The 22,958-nt window shown below is 30.4% G+C and carries 16 protein-coding genes and 2 tRNA genes; 10 read left to right on the forward strand and 8 right to left on the reverse strand.

Translation table 11 applies throughout. The features are described from left to right. Window positions 1–1,292: 1,292 nt before the first annotated feature. Both H518_RS0106135 and H518_RS0106140 read right to left on the reverse strand, forming a co-directional pair. Window positions 1,293–1,364 (reverse strand) — tRNA-Gln (locus H518_RS0106135). A gap of 74 nt (window positions 1,365–1,438) precedes the next feature. Beyond that, window positions 1,439–1,510 (reverse strand) — tRNA-Gln (locus tag H518_RS0106140). A gap of 180 nt (window positions 1,511–1,690) precedes the next feature. Between H518_RS0106140 and H518_RS19360 the strand changes: the two genes are divergently transcribed. Further along, on the forward strand, window positions 1,691–4,804 hold the full coding sequence (locus H518_RS19360; RefSeq protein WP_051263684.1) for a glycosyltransferase family 117 protein: 3,114 nt from the start codon (window positions 1,691–1,693) through the stop codon (window positions 4,802–4,804). Between the two features lie 208 nt (window positions 4,805–5,012). Here H518_RS19360 and H518_RS0106150 read toward each other — a convergent pair whose 3' ends face one another. Then, entirely contained in the window at window positions 5,013–5,306 is a 294-nt protein-coding gene (locus H518_RS0106150) for a thioredoxin family protein (protein WP_028888246.1), read from the reverse strand. Between the two features lie 85 nt (window positions 5,307–5,391). Further along, window positions 5,392–6,615 carry a metallophosphoesterase gene (locus H518_RS0106155; RefSeq protein ID WP_028888247.1) on the reverse strand — a complete coding sequence of 408 codons (1,224 nt, stop codon included), beginning with the start codon at window positions 6,613–6,615 and terminating at the stop codon, window positions 5,392–5,394. Between the two features lie 174 nt (window positions 6,616–6,789). Between H518_RS0106155 and polA the strand changes: the two genes are divergently transcribed. Beyond that, a complete protein-coding gene (gene polA / locus H518_RS0106160) occupies window positions 6,790–9,645 on the forward strand; it encodes a DNA polymerase I (protein WP_028888248.1) in 2,856 nt (951 codons plus the stop codon). A 9-nt stretch (window positions 9,646–9,654) separates the two neighbouring features. Continuing rightward, the gene (locus tag H518_RS0106165) at window positions 9,655–10,044 is read left to right on the forward strand and encodes a hypothetical protein (RefSeq protein ID WP_028888249.1); all 390 of its coding nucleotides are present in this window, start codon (window positions 9,655–9,657) and stop codon (window positions 10,042–10,044) included. 5 nt (window positions 10,045–10,049) lie between these two features. On the opposite strand, the gene H518_RS0106170 is transcribed toward H518_RS0106165, so the two are convergent. Both H518_RS0106170 and H518_RS0106175 read right to left on the reverse strand, forming a co-directional pair. Then, window positions 10,050–11,645: an Ig-like domain-containing protein gene (locus tag H518_RS0106170; RefSeq protein ID WP_028888250.1), complete on the reverse strand. Its 1,596-nt coding sequence runs from the start codon at window positions 11,643–11,645 to the stop codon at window positions 10,050–10,052. A 53-nt stretch (window positions 11,646–11,698) separates the two neighbouring features. Then, on the reverse strand, window positions 11,699–12,391 hold the full coding sequence (locus H518_RS0106175; RefSeq protein WP_028888251.1) for a ComF family protein: 693 nt from the start codon (window positions 12,389–12,391) through the stop codon (window positions 11,699–11,701). 53 nt (window positions 12,392–12,444) lie between these two features. Here H518_RS0106175 and H518_RS19365 point away from each other — a divergent pair, with 53 nt between their 5' ends. The 5 genes from H518_RS19365 to H518_RS0106200 all read left to right on the forward strand — a co-directional run bounded on the left by H518_RS19365 (window position 12,445) and on the right by H518_RS0106200 (window position 16,823). Then, window positions 12,445–13,041: a class I SAM-dependent methyltransferase gene (locus tag H518_RS19365; RefSeq protein ID WP_043706630.1), complete on the forward strand. Its 597-nt coding sequence runs from the start codon at window positions 12,445–12,447 to the stop codon at window positions 13,039–13,041. Between the two features lie 7 nt (window positions 13,042–13,048). After that, window positions 13,049–13,909 (forward strand): hypothetical protein, encoded by an 861-nt coding sequence (locus tag H518_RS0106185; RefSeq protein WP_028888252.1) that lies wholly within the window; start codon window positions 13,049–13,051, stop codon window positions 13,907–13,909. 46 nt (window positions 13,910–13,955) lie between these two features. Beyond that, a complete protein-coding gene (locus tag H518_RS0106190; protein WP_028888253.1) occupies window positions 13,956–14,855 on the forward strand; it encodes a kinetochore Spc7 family protein in 900 nt (299 codons plus the stop codon). A 104-nt stretch (window positions 14,856–14,959) separates the two neighbouring features. Continuing rightward, window positions 14,960–16,501, forward strand: a complete 1,542-nt coding sequence (locus H518_RS0106195; protein WP_028888254.1) for a glycine--tRNA ligase — start codon at window positions 14,960–14,962, stop codon at window positions 16,499–16,501. An 85-nt stretch (window positions 16,502–16,586) separates the two neighbouring features. Then, a complete protein-coding gene (locus tag H518_RS0106200; protein WP_028888255.1) occupies window positions 16,587–16,823 on the forward strand; it encodes a hypothetical protein in 237 nt (78 codons plus the stop codon). A gap of 53 nt (window positions 16,824–16,876) precedes the next feature. Here H518_RS0106200 and H518_RS0106205 read toward each other — a convergent pair whose 3' ends face one another. Together H518_RS0106205 and H518_RS0106210 are read right to left on the reverse strand one after the other, a co-directional pair. Next, window positions 16,877–18,520: an SGNH/GDSL hydrolase family protein gene (locus tag H518_RS0106205; protein ID WP_043706645.1), complete on the reverse strand. Its 1,644-nt coding sequence runs from the start codon at window positions 18,518–18,520 to the stop codon at window positions 16,877–16,879. An 11-nt stretch (window positions 18,521–18,531) separates the two neighbouring features. Next, on the reverse strand, window positions 18,532–21,297 hold the full coding sequence (locus H518_RS0106210) for a TonB-dependent receptor (RefSeq protein WP_028888257.1): 2,766 nt from the start codon (window positions 21,295–21,297) through the stop codon (window positions 18,532–18,534). 186 nt (window positions 21,298–21,483) lie between these two features. Here H518_RS0106210 and H518_RS0106215 point away from each other — a divergent pair, with 186 nt between their 5' ends. Together H518_RS0106215 and H518_RS0106220 are read left to right on the forward strand one after the other, a co-directional pair. Next, entirely contained in the window at window positions 21,484–22,422 is a 939-nt protein-coding gene (locus H518_RS0106215; protein WP_028888258.1) for a bifunctional riboflavin kinase/FAD synthetase, read from the forward strand. A 263-nt stretch (window positions 22,423–22,685) separates the two neighbouring features. Continuing rightward, window positions 22,686–22,913, forward strand: a complete 228-nt coding sequence (locus tag H518_RS0106220) for a helix-turn-helix domain-containing protein (RefSeq protein ID WP_028888259.1) — start codon at window positions 22,686–22,688, stop codon at window positions 22,911–22,913. The last annotated feature ends 45 nt before the right edge of the window (window positions 22,914–22,958 follow it).

Here is a 22,958-nt window from a genome sequence, read left to right on the forward strand (position 1 = left end):
TTAAACCTATGTTTTTCCCTTAGCGGGTGCAAATATAGATTCCTTTTCTAACATAGCAATGCTTTATTTTATCTTTTTTTTGAAGTATTTTAATTCCTGTTGTTTTTCAAGCTTTTAACTAGTGAATCATTTCACTCTTACTTTGCTTGGAGAATTTCACCTACTACCGGAGCTCATTTTTAACTTGAAAAAGTTAAAAACAAACAAGAAAAGCTTTATATTTTAAAAATGACCTATAAGACAATTTAACTCTTTTTTATCACTACTCATAAACACCTCACTCCCTAAGCTTTCCAATATGTCTTGTACGCTTCCACACCTGTTTTCTCCCCCTCCCAAAATTATACTTTTTTATATTTACCTAATTAGTTCTGTATGAGTACACCCTGTAAAACATCTTTTACAACACTAGCAACCATCAAAATAAACTATTACACATTCTTATACCCTTTCTCACATTACCAAATCTAAAAAACACATAACTAACCAAAATCAACAGCCCTCCTATCTGGAACAAAAAACAAACCATCTACTATACTTAATTAGATCTTAGATTATATTCCTACATTTTAAAGTTCGACAACCATAAAATACACTTTACACATTAACACAACCTCAACTCCAACTATTAAATACTTTTTTGAGATCGTTTACACGAACACTTCACCCCTTACCTACAATAAACAACCACTAGCGTCATAAAACACTAAACATAACTAATACAAAAACTAGGTCAACAACAAGTATCTATTCTCAAAATATAGCACCAGATGTTTACTATCCCAAAAAACACTCAGCTCACACACTTTAAAAACATGATAGAGCTAAGAAAATAATAGTTTTAAAAAAAACAATTAAATTAATTTAGATAATGAATAATTAAAGCAACCTTTTATAAGGTAGAGAAACAAGAACAGTATTATTTATATAATATGACCTCAAAAAAAACAAGGCTATCTATTTCCTTTTACAAACCTTTGATGATTAACATAAATTAATCTTGATTTCTCTCGAAGTTAAAATAACCAACACAAACGTATCATTATATAAAAAAACAAATAAGAAAAAAGTTAATATAGCTAACAAGAATTGCACCTTAACAAATACAATAAGAAAAAATTCACGAAGCAAAACACAAGTGTTTTAAATAATTAAAAACACCGACCCCTTCTACCTAAATATATTAGACACTTTCACAACATCTTAAAATTGCAGACCCTTAACTCACATCAAGGTTTTTTAAGTTTTATCAAAAAAAAAGCTTCAAAATCTAACGATTAAGAAGCTTTTTGTTGGCCTACAAGGACTCGAACCTTGAATGTCGGTACCAAAAACCGGTGTGTTACCAATTACACCATAGGCCAATAAGTTATTAAATTTACAAAAACATCTAATTCTGCTTTTATAGAAATCCTTACGTTTTTTTGTAATGATTAAGTTGGCCTACAAGGACTCGAACCTTGAATGTCGGTACCAAAAACCGGTGTGTTACCAATTACACCATAGGCCAATAACTTATTGCGGGTGCAAATATAATATAAAGTTTTATTTTGACAAATTTTTTATACCTTTTTTCATTTAACACAAATTTACACCATCTATTAGTTAGTTAAATAACTCAAATTTATATTTTTGCTTTCTTAAAAACACACTAGTTATTAGTACATTCGCAACAACTTTATAAAAAACTATGAACGAATTTAACTACAAAAAATGGAATACAATTTTAGGATGGTTTTCATTTGCCGTGGCATTAATCACCTACACTTTAACTCTAGAACCAACTGTTAGTTCTTGGGACTGTGGAGAATACATATCTACTGCTGTAAAATTAGAAGTTGGTCACCCACCTGGTGCCCCTCTTTTTCAAATGCTTGGTGCCTTCTTCGCAATGTTCAGCAACGACCCAAGTCAATGGGCAAAAATGGTAAACTTCATGTCTGGATTAGCCAGTGCTTTCACCATTTTATTTATGTTTTGGACCATTACCAATTTAGCTAAAAAAATGGCCATTAAAAATGGAAAATTCAGTAAGAATGAAGCTATTGCAGTTTTAGGTAGTGGTTTAGTTGGTGCTTTAGCATATACTTTTTCTGATAGTTTTTGGTTTAGTGCCGTAGAGGGTGAAGTATACGCAATGTCTTCTTTTTTAATGGCTTTGTTATTTTGGCTAGGATTAAGATGGGAAAGTGAAATCACATCTCCTAGAGGTAACAAATGGCTAGTATTAATTAGCTTTGTTGTAGGCCTTTCATTTGGTGTACACATACTATCTTTATTAGTTATACCATCTATCGTATTATTATATTTTTTTAAGACCTATAAAAACATAACTTTAAAAACTACTGCAATTGCAACCTTAATTTCAATATTTGTGTTAGCTTTTGTTTTTAAATTTTTATTTCCTTTTACACTTAAATTCTTTAGTGTTTCAGAATTGTTTTTTATTAACCAAATAGGTTTGCCATATAACACAGGAACTATAATTGCTGGTTTAGTACTGATAACCTTATTCTATTTCGGATTAAATTACACTCGTAAAAAAAACTTAGTAATGGCAAACACACTCGTTTTGTCAGTATTATTTATTATGATTGGTTTCTCTTCTTGGCTAATGTTACCTATTCGTGCAAATGCCGATACTGTTATAAACGAAAACAACCCATCAAGCGCACGTGAATTATTAGCTTACTACAATCGTGAGCAATATGGTGATGCTAATGTATTTTATGACAAATACTATTCAGTTTCTTATGACAGAGAACAAGATGCTAGCCAACCATTTAAGGACGACAAACCTAAATACGAAAAGAAAGATGGAAAATATATTATCGTAAATAAATACAAAAACATAATACCAAACTACTCTAGTAAGCATAAAGGTTTTATTCCTCGTATGGTAAACCCTGCTTCTGAACAACACTACAAAAGTATTGCAGGGATTCCTGCTCGTAGCCAAAGAAGACCAACATTTTTAGAGAACATGAAATTCATGATTGATTATCAATTCGGATACATGTATGGTCGTTATTTTATGTGGAACTTTGTTGGTCGTCAAAACGACATACAAGGCCATTTAGATATTGAAAATGGTAATTGGCTAAGTGGAATTAATTTTATTGATGAAATACGCTTAGGCTCCCAACAAAGCTTGCCAGATGACATTAAGAACAATAAAGGGCGTAATAAATATTTCTTTTTACCTTTAATTTTAGGATTAATCGGTTTATTCTATCAATCTAAAAAAGACAGAAAAAACCTATACACACTTGCGTTATTCTTTGCTTTTACTGGTTTCGCTATCATTTTTTACACAAACCCTAAACCTTTTGAACCTAGGGAGCGTGATTATGCAGTTGTTGGCTCTTTTTATGTATTTGCAATTTGGATAGGTTTTGGAGTATTCGCATTATATGATTATCTGAAAAACTACGCAAACAAAAGAACTGTAGCTATTGCCGTGTCAGTAGTTTCATTAATAGCTGTACCTGTATTAATGGGTGTTCAGAATTGGGATGATCACGATAGAGATGATCGCTATATTTCTCAATTAAATGCACAAACTTATTTAGAAAGTTGCGACCCAAATGCTATAATTTTTACCATTGGAGATAATGACACTTTTCCGCTTTGGTACATGCAACAAGTAGAAGGTGTACGAAGAGATATTAAGATTGTAAACACTAGTCTTTTTCAAACTGATTGGTACATTGACCAAATGAAAAAGAAAACATATGAAGCAGATCCTATTCCATCACAATTAACACATGATCAATATAAATACGGAACACTAGATTTAGCATATCATATTCCTCATCCAAGATTTAAAGATTCTATTATCTCTATTAAAAATTTTATGAGATGGATTGAAAGCAGTAACGATGCGACCTATTACATTGATGAAGAAAATGATGTAAGAGAAAAATTCTACCCAACAAACAGAATTCGAATTCCTGTCAACAAGAAAAATGTTTTAAAAACAGGATTAGTGGCACAGAAAGATGCAGATAAAATTTTAGATTATATAGACATTACTGTTGACCAACAAGGCTTGGCCAAAAACAGAATTCTAATGCTCGATATTTTAAACAACTTTGAATGGAAACGTCCTATATATTTTACTGGAGGTGCCAATGCTGACGAAGAATATATTTGGCTAAAAGACTATTTACAATTAGACGGAATGTCTTATAAACTAGTACCTATTAAAACTTCAAACAAAGGAAAATCGATGTTTGACATGGGACGTATTGACACTAAAAAGATGTACGACAATGTTAAAAAATGGGATTGGAAAACCATAAACAATGGTAAAATTTACCTAGATGAACAAAGTAAACGTAACGCTATATCTATTCGTAATAATTTAATGCGATTATCTGAAGAATTTTTAAAGGAAGGAGATTCTGTAAACGCAAAAGATGTTTTAGATTTATCTCTTTACAAAATGCCTATTAAAGACTTTGATCATTATAGTATTTCTTTAGGCTACCCAGAGTTATATTATCGCATGGGTGATATTGATAAAGCACATGAAACTGCAGAAACACTAATAGATATTTTTCAACAAAAACTAAAGTACTATAGCACTTTTAAATATGAAGATATAGAATTAATTAAAGATAATGTTGAGACTCAGATTTATATGTATGAAAATATTATTAGACAAATAGTTGGCTACGACAAAAACATCGAATATGGTGAAAAAACGTACAAAGAGTACTTAAAATACAAAAGGCTTTTTATTAGAGAAACTCAAGAAGAAGAGCAATTACCTCAACTCTTAGACACTATTAAACCTTAAGCTATATAAAACTTAATTAAAAAACCCACATGAAGTTTCAGTAACAAATACTAGAACTCATGTGGGTTTCTTCATATATTACACAATAGATGAAGCAAAATAATCCATCAAATAAAAACCAAAGAGTCTTTGGATATGATTATCTTTAGAGATCAATCAAAAAAACAGCATACCAAATAACTAAAAGGTAAAACCTAAAACAATGCTTTTAAACATACTGCTGCACTAAACCAATTAAGGTATTAGCATCTTGCTCTCCAGTTTGGCGCCATTTCATCTCACCACCTTTATAAATGATAAACGTTGGATTTCCTTTAACGCGTAAAGCACTAGCTAAAATCTCATTCTTTTTAATATCTATCTTAATTACTTTCGCTTTATCTCCTAAAGCAGCTGCAACATCACGTAGTGTATCTAAACTAGGCTCAAACTCGCTCCAATCTGAATAAAAATCAATTAGAACAGGTTTATTTACACTTATTATTTCACCAAACTTCGTCATACTTATGTGGTTTTCTATATATAAAACTTCCCAAAAATACTATTTTTTTTTCAAATAGATATTAACATTCGTTTAACATTGAAAATCAAGCCTTTTTTAACTCGATTACAGTAATCTCTGGCCAAATACCTACCCTACCAGGAAACGCATGATAACCAAACCCCCTGTTAACATTAATATATCTACCAAACTCTTCATACAAGCCTGCCCATTGTTTATAAACATATTTTGATGGACTCCATTTAATCCATCCTGGTATTTCAATTCCAAATTGCAACCCATGCGTATGACCACTTAAGGTTAATTGATAATTAAAATCATCCTTTTTAACTTTATATTCCCAATGACTTGGATCATGAGTCATTAAAATTTTAAAATCATCTTTAACAATCCCATCTGATGCTTTTTTTAAATCTCCAGCTTTATTAAAACCCTTTCCCCAATTTTCGACTCCAATTAAAGCGATCCTCTCCCCCTCTTTTTCAATATATCTATTTTCATTTAATAATAAATCAAAGCCAATTTTCGGGTGCAATTCTTTTATTGCCTTAAAATTAGCTACTTTATCTTCCTCATTCTTCCATTTTGAATAATCTCCATAATCATGATTACCTAAAATAGAATACTTTCCAACTGGAGCATCCAATCTCTTAAACACATCAATCCAATCATCCATCTCATGTGCAAAATTATTCACAAGATCACCCGTAAATAAAATCATATCTGATTTTTGTTCATTTATCAAGTCAACTCCATAAGTTATCTCTTCTTTACTTGTAAAACTTCCAGAATGAATATCGGTAACTTGTGTTATTGTAAATCCATCAAAAGCTTCTGGTAAATCTTTAAAAGATAACTGGTATTTTATTACCTTATAATTATACTTCCCTTTAAAAATACCATACAATAAACTTGCAAAAGGAATTGCCGCAATACCCAAAGCTAATTTAGCAACAAAAGACCTCCTACCCGCCAAAGGTTTTGTTTCAGTTGATAACAAAAAAGAAAAACCTTTTTGCAACCATCTTACCACATCTTCCCCTAACATAATCAATAAAATAAATAACTTTGGAAGCAACACTAGTAAAAGCATTCCGAGCGCCCATTGAAACTCTTTTGTTTGACCCGAACTTCTATCTGAAGAAAACACCACATAAAAAAAATTAACATAGGCTAAAAAACCAACAGCCAACCAACAGTAGCGGATGATTTTATTCTTTGTTACAGTTTTAATTGCCTGAAAAGCATACGCTTCGAATGTAATAATAAGCAACGAAATAATTATAATTGTTAGCAACCAACGAGACATCTATATCTTTTTTTTAAGTCAAACAAAGATAGGGCGATTATTAAAAATCAATTTTTAACATCTTGTTAAAGTTTTGTAGCTTTACAGGCAAGTTAACCGTAGTTTTTTTATCGATTAACTTCTTTAAAAAAAAACAGCTATAATTAACTTATTTCAAAAAGATTAACATATAAAATGGCAGATCAAAAACGACTTTTCTTACTCGATGCTTTCGCTTTAATTTTTAGAGGGTATTACGCTTTTATAAAAAACCCAAGAATTAATTCAAAAGGAATGGATGTTTCCGCAATACTAGGTTTCACAAATTCACTATTAGATGTTATAAAACGTGAACGACCAGATCATTTAGCTGTTTGTTTTGACAGAGGTGGATCTGTTGCCAGAAAAAATGCTTTTCCTGAGTATAAAGCTAACAGGCAAGAAACGCCAGAAGCTATTAAAATTGCAGTTCCGTATATCGAAGAAATTTTAAAAGCAATGAATATTCCTGCCATTATAAAAACAGGATACGAAGCTGATGATATTATTGGAACTTTAGCTAAAAAAGCTGAAAAGGAAGGGTATAAAACTTTTATGGTAACTCCTGATAAGGATTTTGCTCAACTAGTTTCTGAAAATATTTTTATGTACAGACCACGCTTTGGAGGTGGATACGAAACATGGGGAATACCCGAAGTACAAGAAAAATTTGGCGTAGAAAGACCTGAACAGGTTATTGATTTTCTGGGTATGATGGGAGATTCAGTTGATAATATACCTGGTTTACCTGGTGTAGGTGAAAAAACTGCTAAGAAATTTTTAGCTCAATACGGTTCTATGGAAAATCTGCTAGCAAACACTGCAGATCTAAAAGGTAAAATGAAAGAAAAAGTAGAAGCAAATGCTGAACTTGGAATTTTATCAAAAGAGTTAGCTACCATTATGCTTGATGTGCCTGTTGAATTTCATCAAGAAGACTTTGAAATGTGTCAACCAAACATTGAAGCGACCAAAGAGATTTTTGCAGAATTGGAATTTCGTCGATTAATTGACAATTTCTTAAAAACATTTGGTGCTACTACTGAAGTAAAAACTGAAAAAAGTGACGCTTCTAATACCTCAAAAAAAACAATGACTAAATCGAAACCTGTTTCAGACACAAGTACTGCGGGACAGTTTGATTTATTTGCAGCTCCAGGAACGGGAACTATTACTGAAAAAGAGATTATTTCAGGATTTAAAACCACGGAAAATACCGACCATTTTTATCAACATATAGATTCACCTTTATCAAGAAAACTTTTATTAAAAAAATTAATGCAGCAAACTGCTGTTTGTTTTGATACTGAAACTACAGGTTTAAAAGCTTTAGAAGTTGAATTAATTGGGATTTCTTTTTCTTGGGAAATAGGTAAAGGATACTATGTTTCTTTTCCTGAAGACCAAGAAGAAACAAAAACTCTTTTAGAAGAATTTCGTGAGTTTTTTGAAACTACAACAATTGAAAAAATTGGTCACAACTTAAAATACGACATTAAAGTTTTATCAAATTACAACATACCTGTAAAAGGTAAGTTATTTGATACCATGATTGCACATTATTTGATAAACCCAGATATGCGTCACGGAATGGATGTTTTAGCTGAGACTTACTTAAATTACCAACCAGTTCCAATAACTGAATTGATTGGCAAGAAAGGTAAAAATCAACTTTCTATGAGAAATGTTGAGATTTCGAAACAAACTGAATACGCTGTTGAAGATGCTGATATTACGTTACAATTAAAAGAGCATTTTTCAAAAGAGCTAGAAAGCGGAAATGTAACAGATTTATTTGATAAAATTGAAACACCGTTAGTAGCTGTTTTAACCGCTATGGAAATTGAAGGAATTAATTTAAATGTTCCTTTCTTAAAAGAACTCTCTATTGATTTAGCTAGTGATATTGAGCGTTTAGAGAAAAATATATACGAACAAGCTGGTGAAGAATTTAATATTGCCTCTCCAAAACAATTAGGTATTGTTTTATTTGAAAACATGAAATTGGTTGAAAAACCTAAGAAAACGAAAACTGGGCAATACTCAACTGCCGAAGATGTGCTTTCTTTCTTAGCAAAAGATCATCAAATTATTAGAGATATTCAAGAATATCGTCAATATAAAAAACTACAAAGTACCTATGTAGATGCATTACCAAATGAAGTAAATGTTAAAACAGGTCGAGTTCACACCGCATACGCACAAGCTGTTGCCGCTACAGGAAGATTAAGTTCTAACAATCCTAATTTACAGAATATTCCTATTCGTACAAAACGAGGTCAGGAAGTTAGAAAAGCGTTTATTCCTCGTGATGAAAATCACGTATTGTTGGCTGCTGATTATTCTCAAATAGAATTGCGAATTATTGCAGCACTAAGTAATGAAGAAACAATGATTGAGGCTTTTAAAAACGGTGAAGACATTCACGCCTCTACCGCAGCAAAAGTTTTCGACGTTCCTTTAAATGAAGTCACTCGCGAACAACGTAGTAATGCAAAAACAGTAAATTTCGGTATTGTTTATGGTGTTTCTGCCTTTGGCTTAAGCAATCAAACAGATTTATCTCGTAAAGAAGCCAAAGCCCTAATTGACACCTATTATGAAACGTACCCAAAGTTACGTAATTACATGGCAGCTCAAGTAGATTTTGCTCGTGAAAACGGTTATGTAGAAACTGTTTTAAACAGACGTAGGTATTTAAAAAACATCAATTCACAAAACGCAATTGTTCGTGGTGCTGCTGAGAGAAATGCCGTAAATGCACCAATTCAGGGTAGTGCTGCTGATATTATAAAGTTAGCAATGATTAATATTTATAATCGATTTGAAAAAGAAGGGTTTAAATCAAAAATGCTATTGCAAGTACATGATGAATTGGTTTTTGATGCTCACAAAGACGAACTAGAAATTATTAAGCCAATTATTAAACAAGAAATGGAAAATGCTTTTAAAATGACTGTTCCGTTAGATGTAGAAATGGGTATTGGACAAAACTGGCTAGAAGCACATTAATAAGAAAAAATGGAATTAGATTATATAGAAAATGTAAATGGTTTTGATGAAAATGTAGTGAGATTATACAATTTCGACAAAACTGAAGCTGTTAAATTTAGGGATTTAATTAAAGAAACAATCGTTGAAAAAAAACAAAAATTAGATTTAGCTGAAATTGATTTTATTGAGGCACGTAATTGTAATTTAATTTTTGGATTGTTTAAATCTGATGAAGGAATATTAACGAAAGATAATAAAACTTTTTTCTGTATTCTTACTTTAGATGGATTTACAAATATGTTAAAACTTATAGAACCTTATTGCAATAAAGACTCTAGAAGCTACCAATATTTATATGACATTGATAATCCTACTGAGTTATTGTTTTGCCCTAGTGCTACTAGTTATGAAGAATAAAAAACTTATTTAATAATAAATGGTTCATTCATCTCCCAATTAGCTCTTAATTCAAATTTTTTCTCAAAATAAATTACTTGCTCTGGTTGTTTTCTTAATAGAAAACTTCCAGTGTCCCAAGTATGATTGTTATTTTCATCAATAATTGCCCTAACAGTGTATTCTTTTGGCTCTAATAAATCAAACTCTATTTTACCAGATGATGAAATGTATTTAGTTTTAACAACTTTATCTTTATCTAAAAGTTCAACTATAACAGGATGCTTTGTTTCTTTCTTTACATCTAAAATAATACTACCGTAATCTTCAATTGTTAGTGTTTTAAATTGATATACTAAAGTATCGTTTGTAGTTTCATATAAATCATTAATTCCTTTTGGAAGAACATCAAATTTATAATTCATCTTAGGTGTTTTCTTAAACAAAACAGCTATTTTTTTTATAGATTGTTTTTCTACCTTGAAATCAATCGCTAATGTATCTTTATCAACTAAAGAGAATTTAGAAGTATCAATTGAAACAATCGGATTATTACCTTCTAAAAATAAGGTATCGTTTAAATGTAACATTCTACTTACGCTCGAAGACACAACTAAAGAGTCTATTTTCTTTTTTCGTAAACGAACCGTAACTGTATCTACAAAGTTAGTGTTCGTTACAATGAAGCGTAAAGAATCTTTTTCTACAGGAGAATGCCAATAATTAAGCGTATCCTTTTCTTTTTCAAATTCATAAAATGACTTGAAATTCTTAGGCACTTCAGATAACAACTGAACCTTCATGTTTTCTTTCTCTCCCTCAAAACCAAACTGAATCTTTCCTTTTACAACCTCTTTTCCTCTTTTAAATTTATAAGACTGTAGTTCTTTAAAAAGACGAATTGGATTTAGCACCAATGTATCTTTTGGCAAATAAATAGTGTCCGTTATAAAACCCAATTTATCTGATTTACTATTAAAAAGGTAATTCTTTGACTCTTCTTTTAGAGCCAACAACAAATATTTACCTTCACGTAAATTCGTAAATTCAAAATTAGTAGAATCTAGAGTACTTGTAACATAATTAGGTTTCTGCTTGTAAATAATAGAATCATTATAAGTACTATCTAATCGATACAATAAAACTCCTATGCTTTTTAATTTTTCTTTCTTAAATGCGTTTGCAACCGAACCTTTTATCTTTAAAGAATCAATATAGCTCCCTGTTGAAAAAACGTATTTAAAACTCTCTAATTTATTATTCTCATTATTATCTTGTACTGCATTTCCAAAATTAAATGTATAGGTCGTATTTGTTTTTAAAGTATCTACAATCTCTATATTAATATACTTACTCGGCGTACCTTGAGGCGTTATTATTGGTGGGTATTTTAACGGTGGAGAAACTACTAATTGTTTTGTTAAATCTTTTAAAACAATATATTCGTCAAATTCAATTTTAATATTTTTTTTATCAAAATGAATTGTTTCATATGGTGGTTTTGCTACCATCATAATTGGTGCATCCTCATCTTTAGGTCCTCCATCAGGTCTTCCTTTTCGAGCACAACTTACAATAATTACAGACACTAAAACTACTAAAAATAATAACTTATTTTTCACAAATTGATTGTTTAAATCGAATACCAAAAGTAATAAAATAACATCAACAAAAATCATCCTTTGTTAGTATATGCAATCGTAGCAATACTTATGGTAATGTTTTTTGTTTTTAATAATTCTGTACAACAGGCAACTAAAGTTGCTCCAGTGGTTATTACATCATCAATTAACAAAACATGCTTATTCTCAAACACCTCTAAATCAATTAAATTAAATGTTGTTTTATTATCTGAAAACCGATCAAAACGACGCTTAAACGTTTGTGTTTTAACTATAGTTGATTTTATTAAAACTTCAGGCTTGTATTCAATATTTAAGATAGTACTTAATGTTTCTCCAAATTTCGTAAGTTGGTTATACCCTCTCTTTTTTAATTTATTTTTATGCAATGGTACCGGAACTATATAATCTACATCGTTAAAAACACCAGACTCTTTTAATTTCTCTCCAAACCATCTTCCTAAAAAATCACCTATTTTTTCTTGATTTTTATATTTTAATTCATGAATTATTTTTTGAGTTATACTGTGTTTTTGATAATACAAAAAAGACCGTAGATTTTCTACTAAAACTTTTCCATAAAAAGCAGACATTAATGTAACATTTATGTATTCATTGTCGTCAATAATAGGTAACTCATTACAACAAAATGTGCATAGATAATTTTCGCTTTGTAATAATGAAACATTACAATTTACACATAAATTTGGGTAAAATAAATAGAATATATCTTTTAAATATTGCATCTTTACACGCCTTTTTAATCAGAAATATACAAAAAACATAAATAAATATTATTTTGAGTAAAAAATTTAATTTTTTTAAAGAAGCTATAAAAAACTACAAAACATCTGGTACTGTTGCTCCTAGCTCTAAATTCTTAGCTAATAAAATGCTTAGAGAAATTAATTTTTTAGACGCAAAAGTTATTGTGGAATTAGGTCCTGGAAATGGAGCAATAACTCATAGTATTTTAAATAAAATTCAACCAGATACAATTCTTATTTGTTTTGAAATTAACGATGCTTTTTATAAAGAATTAAAAAAAATAAAACATCCTCAATTAATTGTTTTAAAAGCATCTGCCGAAACCATGCTTAAGGAAATTAAGAAATTAGGATATAGTGAAGTTAGCTATATCGTTTCTAGCTTACCTTTAACTATTATTCCTAAAGAAGTATCTCATAATATCTTATCTGAAAGTTATAAAATACTTAAAAGCGAAGGCTTATTTATCCAATATCAATATAGTTTAACTTATTACAAAAAATTAAAAGAGTTTTTTGGAAAAGATATAAAGTTAAGTTTTGAACCTCTTAACTTTCCTCCAGCCTTTATTTACAACTGTATAAAAAATAGTATATTAGCCCCAAGTAAACCAAACTGTTCATCATAACCCCAATATGATTACAATCAGAGAATTAAAAAACAATAGTTTTATTGCCTTTTTACTTGTATTAATAATAGTCGTTGGGATATTATCTTATCAGAATGCTCGTGATTACCATCAATTAAAAGGTGTATTTGAGCTAGAAAAAAAAGAACTAGAGTCTGAGCTTAATATTGTTATTAAGAATTATGAGGACGCTACCTATAGTAATGATAATCTTTCATTAAAAATAAGAGACAAACTTCAAGAAATAATAAAACTTAAGGACACCATTAACGACTTAACGGATACTGATTATGGTTTGTTTCGTTTTTACAGAAAACGAATTTCACATTTATCTAAACAAAATAAGGCTCTTTTTAACCATATCGATTCTTTAAAAACTGTTAACAATCAACTTTTAACAAAAAATGATAGTGTAAAAAAGGTTTTAGTTCAAAAAGAATCACAAAATATAAAGTTAAAAGAGAAAATTGCTATTGCTGAGATTATTGAAATTTCTGCAATAAAAGTAAAAGCAATGAAAAAAAGAAGAAATGGTAAACATACCTCTACTTCAAGATCTAGTAGAACAGATGCCTTTAAAATAGAATTTGATTTATTAGAAAATAATATTGTTAGCTCAGGGTTTAAATCTATTTATATTCAAATCGTTAACAATAACAAAGTACTTAAACCTGCAAAAAAAGTTAAATTAAAAAACAAAGAAAGAATACTTTGTAATGATATAATGAAAGCAAATTATAATAACAAATCTCTATCTGTAATCTCATTTATTGACGTAAATCGAGACATTATAAATAAAGGTTCTTATAAAATCAATATTTTTGTTGAAGGTCATTATATTAGCAATACTATTATAGAACTTAAATAATGAATTAAAAGACTACATTACAAACTTCAATTAACCCCCCATAATTATGAATTCTAAAAAAAGAAAAAATTTACTAGTTATAACCCTCTTAGTATTAACATTATTCTTATCATTATACTCGTTTCAAAAATCCAATCAGTATGATGATCTTCAAAAAGTATTTCAAGAAGAAAAAGCTGATTTAGAGCAAGAATTAGATGAAATCATTAAAGATTACACGGATGTTATTGTCAGAAAGAAGCGTCTTTCTAAAAGATTAAGAACCGAACTTGTTAAAATGAACAACCTTCGTGACTCAATTAAAAGCCTACCTGCTGGTAATTATAACTTAATTAGAAAATACAGAAAAAAAATCACCAGTTTAGAGCGTGAAAATAGGAAGTTGTTTATCAGAGTAGATTCACTTAATACTGCCAATCAAGTATTAGCCCAAGAAAACATAATCACAAACGAAATCTTACTTCAAAAAGAAACAATTAATACTTCTTTAACTGAAAAAAATAAAAAACTAGAAGAAATTCAAAAAACTCTTGAAACTAAAGTTGCTATTGGTGGTATTATTAAAACAAGCCCTGTTAGAGTAGTAGCTATGAAAGAGCGTAGTAGTGGTAAATTAACTTCAACATCTAGATCAAACAGAACCGATGCTTTTAAAATAAACTTTGATTTATTACAAAACCTAGTTGCTAATGCAGGAGAGAAATCAGTTTACATCCAAATTATAGATGAAAACAAAAAAGTTATTGCTCCAAAAGGCGTTACAAAATTAAAAGACGGAGGTAAAATTCAATATACCGATTCAATAGAAGTAAACTATAATAATAATAAACTTAGTCTTGTTTCTCTTATTCTAGTAAATAGAGATGATATTAATAAAGGTAAATATACCATAAGTGCTTTTGTAGATGGTGTATACTCTGGAGCGACTACAGTAAAGTTAAAGTAATCAATATTCAATGTTTTTTGTAAAGAAGTGAAAAATTAAACAAATTTTTCACTTTTTTTCTTTTAGAATAGTATTAGTTTAAATCCTTATTTTATTTTTGCATCATGGCAAAACAAGAAGATCACTTTAAAAAAGTACTATCACACGCAAAAGAATATGGTTATGTGTTTCAATCATCTGAAATTTATGACGGATTAAGTGCGGTATACGACTATGCTCAAAACGGAGTTGAGTTAAAGAAAAATATTAGAGATTATTGGTGGAAAGCAATGGTGCAAATGCACGAGAACATTGTTGGAATAGATGCATCTATTTTAATGCATCCAACAACCTGGAAAGCTTCTGGCCATGTAGATGCCTTTAATGATCCTTTAATTGACAATAAAGACTCTAAAAAGAGATATCGAGCTGATGTTTTAGTAGAAGATTTTAGAGAGAAAATTTTAGATAAGATTAAAAAAGATGTTACCAAAGCAAAAAAACGTTTTGGAGATTCTTTTAATGAAGATGAGTTTACGGCTACAAACCCTAATGTGTTACGTCGTCAGAAACAAATGAATGAAATTACTCTTGAACTAACAAGAGTTCAAGAAGAAAGTGATTTAGAAGGTTTCAGGCAATTAATTATAGATTTAGGAATTGTCTGCCCCGTTTCTGGCTCTAAAAATTGGACAGAAGTAAAACAATTTAACTTAATGTTTGGTACACAAATTGGTGCATCAGCAGAAAATTCTACTCAAGTTTATTTACGTCCAGAAACAGCACAAGGAATTTTTGTAAATTTCTTAAACGTTCAAAAAACTGGTAGAATGAAAATTCCTTTTGGAATTGCACAAACTGGTAAAGCTTTTCGTAACGAAATTGTTGCGCGTCAATTTATTTTTAGAATGCGTGAATTTGAGCAGATGGAAATGCAATTTTTTGTAAAACCTGGAACTCAAAAAGAATGGTACGATCAATGGAAAGAAACTCGTTTAAAATGGCATTTATCATTAGGTATGGGTGCTGATAACTATCGTTTTCATGATCATGAAAAATTAGCACATTATGCTGATGCTGCTGCTGATATTGAATTTAAGTTTCCTTTCGGATTTAAAGAATTAGAAGGAATACATTCACGTACTGATTTTGATTTAAAAGCACATGAAGAACACTCTGGAAAGAAATTAAAGTATTTCGATCATGAAGAAAATAAAAGCTACACACCTTATGTAGTTGAAACTTCAATTGGTTTAGATAGAATGTTCTTAGCTGTATTTTCAAACTCTTTACAAGAAGAAGAATTAGAAAACGGAACAACAAGAACTGTTTTAAAATTACCTGCTGTTTTAGCTCCTTTTAAAGCTGCAGTTCTACCATTAGTTAAAAAAGATGGTTTACCTGAAGTTGCCCGTAAAATCATGGATGATTTAAAGTGGGATTTTAATGTCTTTTACGACGAAAAAGATGCCGTTGGTAAACGTTACAGACGTCAAGACGCAGCAGGAACTCCATTTTGTATTACTGTTGATCATGATACATTAAATGACAACTCAGTTACTATTCGTCATAGAGATACAATGGAACAAAAACGTGTTTTAATTTCTGAATTAAATACTATTATAAAACAAGAAGTAGATGTAAAAACTTGGTTACAAAAAATGTAAACACAATATTTTTTACAAAAAGTAAGAATCCTATCATTATATACATGATAGGATTTTTTACTTTTGCACTATTAATTACAAACTAATGAAAACAATACTAAAAATATTATTTATCATCTTTATAGTATGGATGATTATTGGAATATATTTTTTGAATATAAAACACCCTAATGCTCAAATAGTAATGGGACTAGGCGTTTTATTTATGGCATTTATATTAATGCCTATCTTTATTTATTATAGGTATAAGGATAATAAGTATAAAAAATATATTATCAATGATAAAAAAATAAAAGATTGGATTGATAATAGTAAAGAATAAAAAAAAAGCTTCATTAAATAATGAAGCCTTTTTTTATTAAAAATATTTATTTTTTACTGTAAAGTAGGTGAATAATTTGTTGGGTAATCATTTGCTTTCGCTAAACCATCTTTAGCTTCTACAAAATTAGCCCCATACGTTTTATCAATAGCTTCTAGCATTTTGTTAGCCATTAAAGCATATCCTCTACCAGTTAAATGAATTCCATCTAAACCAACTAAACCACCAGTAACTAAACTAGTTGTTAAATTATAAGTATCATAATTAAGACCAGTTGTTGATGCTTCTTGTAAAATAGCATTAAAATCTACAAAAGCTAAACCTTTAGCATCTGCAACATTTTTAATCGTAACATTGTAAGCATCTGTTGCTATTTTAACCTTAGTAGATTCATCTTCTGTTAACACCCATTTATCTTCTAATGGTAAAGAAACTCCTTCAGCAGAAAACATTCCTGCTAATTGCTGAGGCAATCCTTGTGCCATTAAAGACTGTACTGATGCTGTATTTACCTTACCTATAATACTACTACTCGGTAAAACCAATAAATCTTTTGCTGTAGCTTGTCTTGCTTGCCCATAATAAGAACCTAATAATCCTGCTACTTTTTGTAAAGTAGTAGCGTCTGTAGGCAAACCAAAATTCGCAACAAAAGGAGGAAAAGTAGGACTTGCTAACAATGCCCCAACTATTTGCGCTGTTTTATCATCTAAAGCTTCATCTTTAATAATTACTGGATTCGCTGCATCAGTAACAAAAACAATTACACGTTCTGGTACTCCAATAGCTGCAAACACACCATTAATTGCCCCAAATACACTGTTTAAAGTAGGTATTTGTGCTCCAAAAGCTGGATCAGACGGATCTAATGGCGCATGAGGTACTGTTGTAAAATAAGGAAGTGATGTTATATATGGTAAATTAGCAATAACACCTTTAGCTCCACCTGCTGTTAAAGCATCTACTGTTCCTGAAAAAGCCGCAGCAAAAACATTAGGGTCGGTTATATCTGCAGGGCCATAGGTAGTTGGATCAACATTTCCTGTTTGATCAGCTCCAACACCTCCAGCAGCAGAGTAAGTCAAAACATCATTCCCTCCTATTTCAGATAAAGAAAAGAATGTTGGCGCCTGTGCCATCACATCTTCTAAAACACTAGCCATTGGAGACGAAGCCATTCTAATAAAGTAAGGATTAGCATTTGGAAGCCCAGCTAATGCCCCATAACCTTTTACTCCTAAATGATAACTTTTTAAACCAGGAATTCCCATATTATTAAAAACCCCTGTTTGAATACTACTTATTTCTGTAGTTGGTATAGCTGATAATCTTGTAGGCCCTGAACCATTGAAGTAAAACCTAGGGTCTCCTTTTACAACTCCTCCGATTGTAAAACCACCAATATTATCATTCATTAAAGGCTGTACAAAAGTACCTCCATTTACCATTGCAAATTTCTTAGCCAACGTATTTGGGAAAGAGTTCTCTTGAGCAACCTTAAACAAAGCTCCATCTGTAAAACCTGCTGTAAAAGAAGCTCCTACAGCAACATATTTAGAAAAATCTGCACTCCCCGCCTCTAAAGCAATAGTATTTTCAGCTTCTCCTTCAATTTTCGGTAAAGTATTATCTACATCACAGGCTACAAAACCTAAAAATACTGCAGATAAAAATGTATATTTTAATGTATTTCTCATTTTTGTTTTTTTTAGTTGTTGATTGTCCATGATAAATAATACATAGAACCAATTGCTCCTACACCTGGTGCACTTAAATATTCTTTTCCTGTTAAATTAGATCCTCCTAACTTAAATACTGACTTTATAGAAGGTACACTATAATTTAATTGCGCATCTAAAACAGTTCTTTCATCAACATTTCCTTCTAAGAAGGTAGATTGCCAGTAAAATTCTGTTTGCCAACGAGCACTTACGTTAAAACCAAAGTTTTTAAATAAGTTAGAATGACCAAATTGCATTTTCACTTTGTGCTCTGGTGTATTAAACCCAGCTTCAAAATCAAGATCAGAAGCTTGATCAAAATCAAATTTAGACCATGTATAATTTAATCCTAAATTATATCCTTTGAATATTTTTGTACTTAATCCTAAACCAACACCATAAGAATCAACATCAACAGAAGAATTTGTTTTTACACTAAATGTTCTTACTAAATCTCTATTTGTTAAATTACCTACACTTACAGGGGTATTAGGATCAACTAAAACTACTACATCTTTATTAGAAATGAAGTTAGAATACATATTATAGTATGTACTAAAATCAACTGTTAATTTATTTTCTCCTAAAGGCAATGCTCCACGATACCCTACCTCAACAGACATAACCTCCTCTGGCTTAACCAATGCAGTTTTAACTAATGTTGGTGTTCCTAAACCTATTGAACTCTTAGAATACCCTCTATTAAGCACATCATTTCCTGTTAAAGTAAAAGTCCCTGTAGTTGTTACAGCTGGTGCAGAAAAACGACTGATATTATCAGGTGCAGTTCCCATAATAAACCCAGCTCCCGTAGCTAAACCAATATATTGGTCTTGAGTAGTTGGATTTCTAAACCCAGTTTGAAAAGATGCTCTAAAGTTATGATTTTTAGTTTCTCCAGCAGCATATGCAAGAGATAACCTTGGTGTAAAGTTACCTTTAAAATTATCTGACTTATCATAACGTACAGAACCTGTAAATTTTAAACGATCATCTAACATTTTCTTTTGAAGCTGTGTATAAATTCCATACTCTCCATATTCAATTGGTCCACTAGCATCTGTATAAATTGTTCCAAAAGAGTTTAACTTATATTGTCTGTAAGAACCTCCTACTTGTACTTCAGCCCAATCAATATAATCACGCAAGTTTAAATTAGCATCTGCATGGTAATAACTAGTTTGATCTTTAAATTTTGATCCTGTTAATAAATCTGGATCATTCGTTACTTCATTAAATAATGAAGTAAAAGCTGCTGTTCCAGGCACTGCTCTACCGCTATCTGCTGCAGCTCTTGCTGCTGCATGGTTTGATGCTGGCACATTAGGAAATGCCCCTAAGTAAGCTGCGGCATATTGTCCAAACCAATCTGTATTAGATTTCCATTTACTATTAATCCCAATAGCTGCAAAACGAGTATCATAAGAATCTCCCGCATCTTCACCTGCATAATATCCTCTTACGAAGAAATTTTTACCTTTAACCTCTAATTTATGCTGCTCCATATAGAAGTTTGCTAAATTATAACGGTTTTGACCTTGATAAATCGTATTACCTGTACCATATTTAGAGTTCCAGATAATTTCAACTCTATCGTTTCCTAATGGACGGTAGTGAATTGATCCATTAAATTTAACACTCTTTGCTTCGTTAGTCATTAACTCTTGGTCAGTATAACCTGTTCTACTAACATTACCAATAGCTCCACCTAAGTTTACTGAAACCTCATCTCCATAAACATTTGCTCCATCATAGTTTGGATCTGAACTATTATCATCTTTTCCTACAACAGTAACACTACCATCTGGATTAAGAACATCATTAGTTTCTCTAAATCCAGCAGTATATGCCTCTCCAATACCTTTAGTATTTCTATAATCAGTAGCGTGCCATTCTTCACCTTTTAAATAAGAAAAAGTTGCTTTTACAGCAAATTTATCATCAAAAACATGTGCCATTCTAATATTAGCATCGTAATAGTTGTTGTTTCCTGCTGCTTCTTGACTAGTAACACCTCCTTTTAAACCAACACTAATTCCCTGGCTATCAAATGGATTTTTACTACGCATTAACATAATACCATTAAATGCATTGGCACCATATAAAGCTGATGCTGCACCAGGAAGAATTTCAACACTTTTTACATCTGACTCTGAAATTCCTAATAAATTACCAATAGCAAAGTTTAAAGCTGGTGATGCATTATCCATACCATCTACTAACTGAACAAAACGTTCGTTACCAAAAGTTGCAAAACCACGGGTGTTTACTGTTTTAAAAGTTAACCCTCCCGAATTAATATCTACACCTTTTAAATTTTCTAATCCATCGTAATACGATGCAGAAGCTGTATTCTTAATAGCTCTTGAATCAAAACGTTCAATTGTAACAGGTGATTCCATTACACGCTCTGGAGTTCTTGATGCTGAAATTACTACCTCATCTAATGACGTTGCATTTTCAGTTAAAGCTACTTTAATAACTTGATTATTTTTAGTTATCTCAATGTTCTTTGACTGATACCCTAAAGAAGAAACCTCTATTGTGAAAGGCGGTGTATCAGTTACTTTCATTGTAAATTTTCCATCAAAATCAGTAGATGTTCCTACTGCTTTTCTTAAAACCTTAATGTTTGCTCCTGGAAGTGGCCCTCCTAGAGATGCGTCGTTGACTGTACCCGATATGGTCGTCTGAGCAACCATAGTGAATGTACCAAACAGTACAAGCGCAATAAGTAATAGTTTTTTCATCATAATCTATAAATAAGTTGTTAACTGTATCGCAAAATACGATTTTTTTTTAGTTGTAAAAATTTATATTTTATCATAATCGCACTAAGAACTGCTTCTTTTTATTAAATTAATCTTTTTGTAACTTTATTTAACAAACATTATTTATCATCTATTACAAATTGTATTTTTGCCAAAATTTTTTTCATCTTGAAAATCTTTAATTCTATTTTCGATTTTAACCCTACTCAAAAAACAATAGTAACTATTGGTACTTTTGATGGCGTACATATTGGACATCAAAAAATTATTAAAGAATTAATTGAGGAAGCTAAATCTTCAAATAAAAAATCTGTTTTATTAACTTTCTTTCCTCACCCTAGAATGGTTTTACAGAAAGATACTTCTATAAAACTAATAAACACAATAGATGAGCGCGCAAAACACCTTAATAATTTAGGGCTAGATTATTTAATTATACATCCCTTTAGCAAAGAATTTTCAAGACTTACTGCTTTAGATTTTGTTAGAAACATTTTGGTTAATCAGCTAAATACTTTTAAATTAATTATTGGTTATGATCATCATTTCGGTAAAAATAGAGAAGGGAATATAGAGCAATTAACTGAGTACTCACATTTATACGACTTTACTGTAGAAGAAATTCCTGCACAAGATATTGATGATGTTTCTGTAAGTTCAACTAAAATTAGAAAAAAACTTGCTGACGGAAAATTAAAAACAGCTAATGATTATTTAGGTTATAATTTCTCGTTAACAGGGAAAGTGGTTAAAGGAGAACAACTAGGTAGCAAGATTGGGTTCCCTACAGCAAATATTAATATTAAAGAAGATTATAAATTAACTCCTAAAACTGGTGCTTATATCATAAAATCTTGTATTGATAATACTACGATTTTTGGAATGATGAACATAGGAAATCGACCTACTGTTAATGGAATTAATCAAACTATTGAGGTTCATTTCTTTAATTTTAATTCCAACTTATATAATCAAAATATTACTATAGAATTACTTTACTTTTTAAGAGATGAGCAAAAGTTTAATTCTGTAAACGATTTAATTACCCAACTAAAAAAGGACAAAGAAACTTCTATCGAATTCTTGAAAAGTTACACCAAAGCCTAATTAAAAATTTAGTTAACTCCCCCCAGATATTAGTAAATACCTTAAAATGGCTTTTGGCTGTAACTCATCTATTTATTGATAAATTACAATCACATAAAAGCTTAATTAAAAGTTTAGTTAACTCCCCCCGGACATAAATAAATCTTTTAAAATTACTTTCAGTTGTAACTTATCGATGCCAAAGTTAATTTTTTTATTTTACTCATAATTACCTATTTGTCATTATGTTTTAATATGTTTTTAAGAATTTGTCGTGAAAAAAAATGAGTCTATCTAAGTATGAAATAACTCTAAAAAAAATAGCCCTTTGTCTAAAAGTATTACGAGGTGAATACAACATTACTTTAAATGATTTTTACATTGACACAGGTATTCATTTAGCAAGAATAGAGCAAGGAAAAACAAATGTTACCGTATTTACACTTCAGAAAATATGTGATTATTTTAATATAACTATGTTAGATTTTTTTATTAGACTTGAACAAATTTAATACTAGTACTAATAATACATTGTTTAAGTGTATTGCTTCTTCTAT

This window comes from Tenacibaculum ovolyticum DSM 18103 (assembly GCF_000430545.1).
GTDB lineage: Bacteria > Bacteroidota > Bacteroidia > Flavobacteriales > Flavobacteriaceae > Polaribacter > Polaribacter ovolyticus.

Excerpts from the sequence above, each read along its gene's own strand:
- H518_RS0106175 (WP_028888251.1), bottom strand. The coding sequence starts at position 12,391 with ATGCAATATTTAAAAGATATATTCTATTTATTTTACCCAAATTTATGT.
- H518_RS0106185 (WP_028888252.1), top strand. The coding sequence starts at position 13,049 with ATGATTACAATCAGAGAATTAAAAAACAATAGTTTTATTGCCTTTTTA.
- H518_RS0106210 (WP_028888257.1), bottom strand. The coding sequence starts at position 21,297 with ATGATGAAAAAACTATTACTTATTGCGCTTGTACTGTTTGGTACATTC.
- H518_RS0106220 (WP_028888259.1), top strand. The coding sequence starts at position 22,686 with ATGAGTCTATCTAAGTATGAAATAACTCTAAAAAAAATAGCCCTTTGT.
- H518_RS0106165 (WP_028888249.1), top strand. The coding sequence starts at position 9,655 with ATGGAATTAGATTATATAGAAAATGTAAATGGTTTTGATGAAAATGTA.
- polA (WP_028888248.1), top strand. The coding sequence starts at position 6,790 with ATGGCAGATCAAAAACGACTTTTCTTACTCGATGCTTTCGCTTTAATT.
- H518_RS0106205 (WP_043706645.1), bottom strand. The coding sequence starts at position 18,520 with ATGAGAAATACATTAAAATATACATTTTTATCTGCAGTATTTTTAGGT.
- H518_RS0106155 (WP_028888247.1), bottom strand. The coding sequence starts at position 6,615 with ATGTCTCGTTGGTTGCTAACAATTATAATTATTTCGTTGCTTATTATT.
- H518_RS0106190 (WP_028888253.1), top strand. The coding sequence starts at position 13,956 with ATGAATTCTAAAAAAAGAAAAAATTTACTAGTTATAACCCTCTTAGTA.
- H518_RS0106195 (WP_028888254.1), top strand. The coding sequence starts at position 14,960 with ATGGCAAAACAAGAAGATCACTTTAAAAAAGTACTATCACACGCAAAA.
- H518_RS19360 (WP_051263684.1), top strand. The coding sequence starts at position 1,691 with ATGAACGAATTTAACTACAAAAAATGGAATACAATTTTAGGATGGTTT.
- H518_RS0106150 (WP_028888246.1), bottom strand. The coding sequence starts at position 5,306 with ATGACGAAGTTTGGTGAAATAATAAGTGTAAATAAACCTGTTCTAATT.
- H518_RS0106200 (WP_028888255.1), top strand. The coding sequence starts at position 16,587 with ATGAAAACAATACTAAAAATATTATTTATCATCTTTATAGTATGGATG.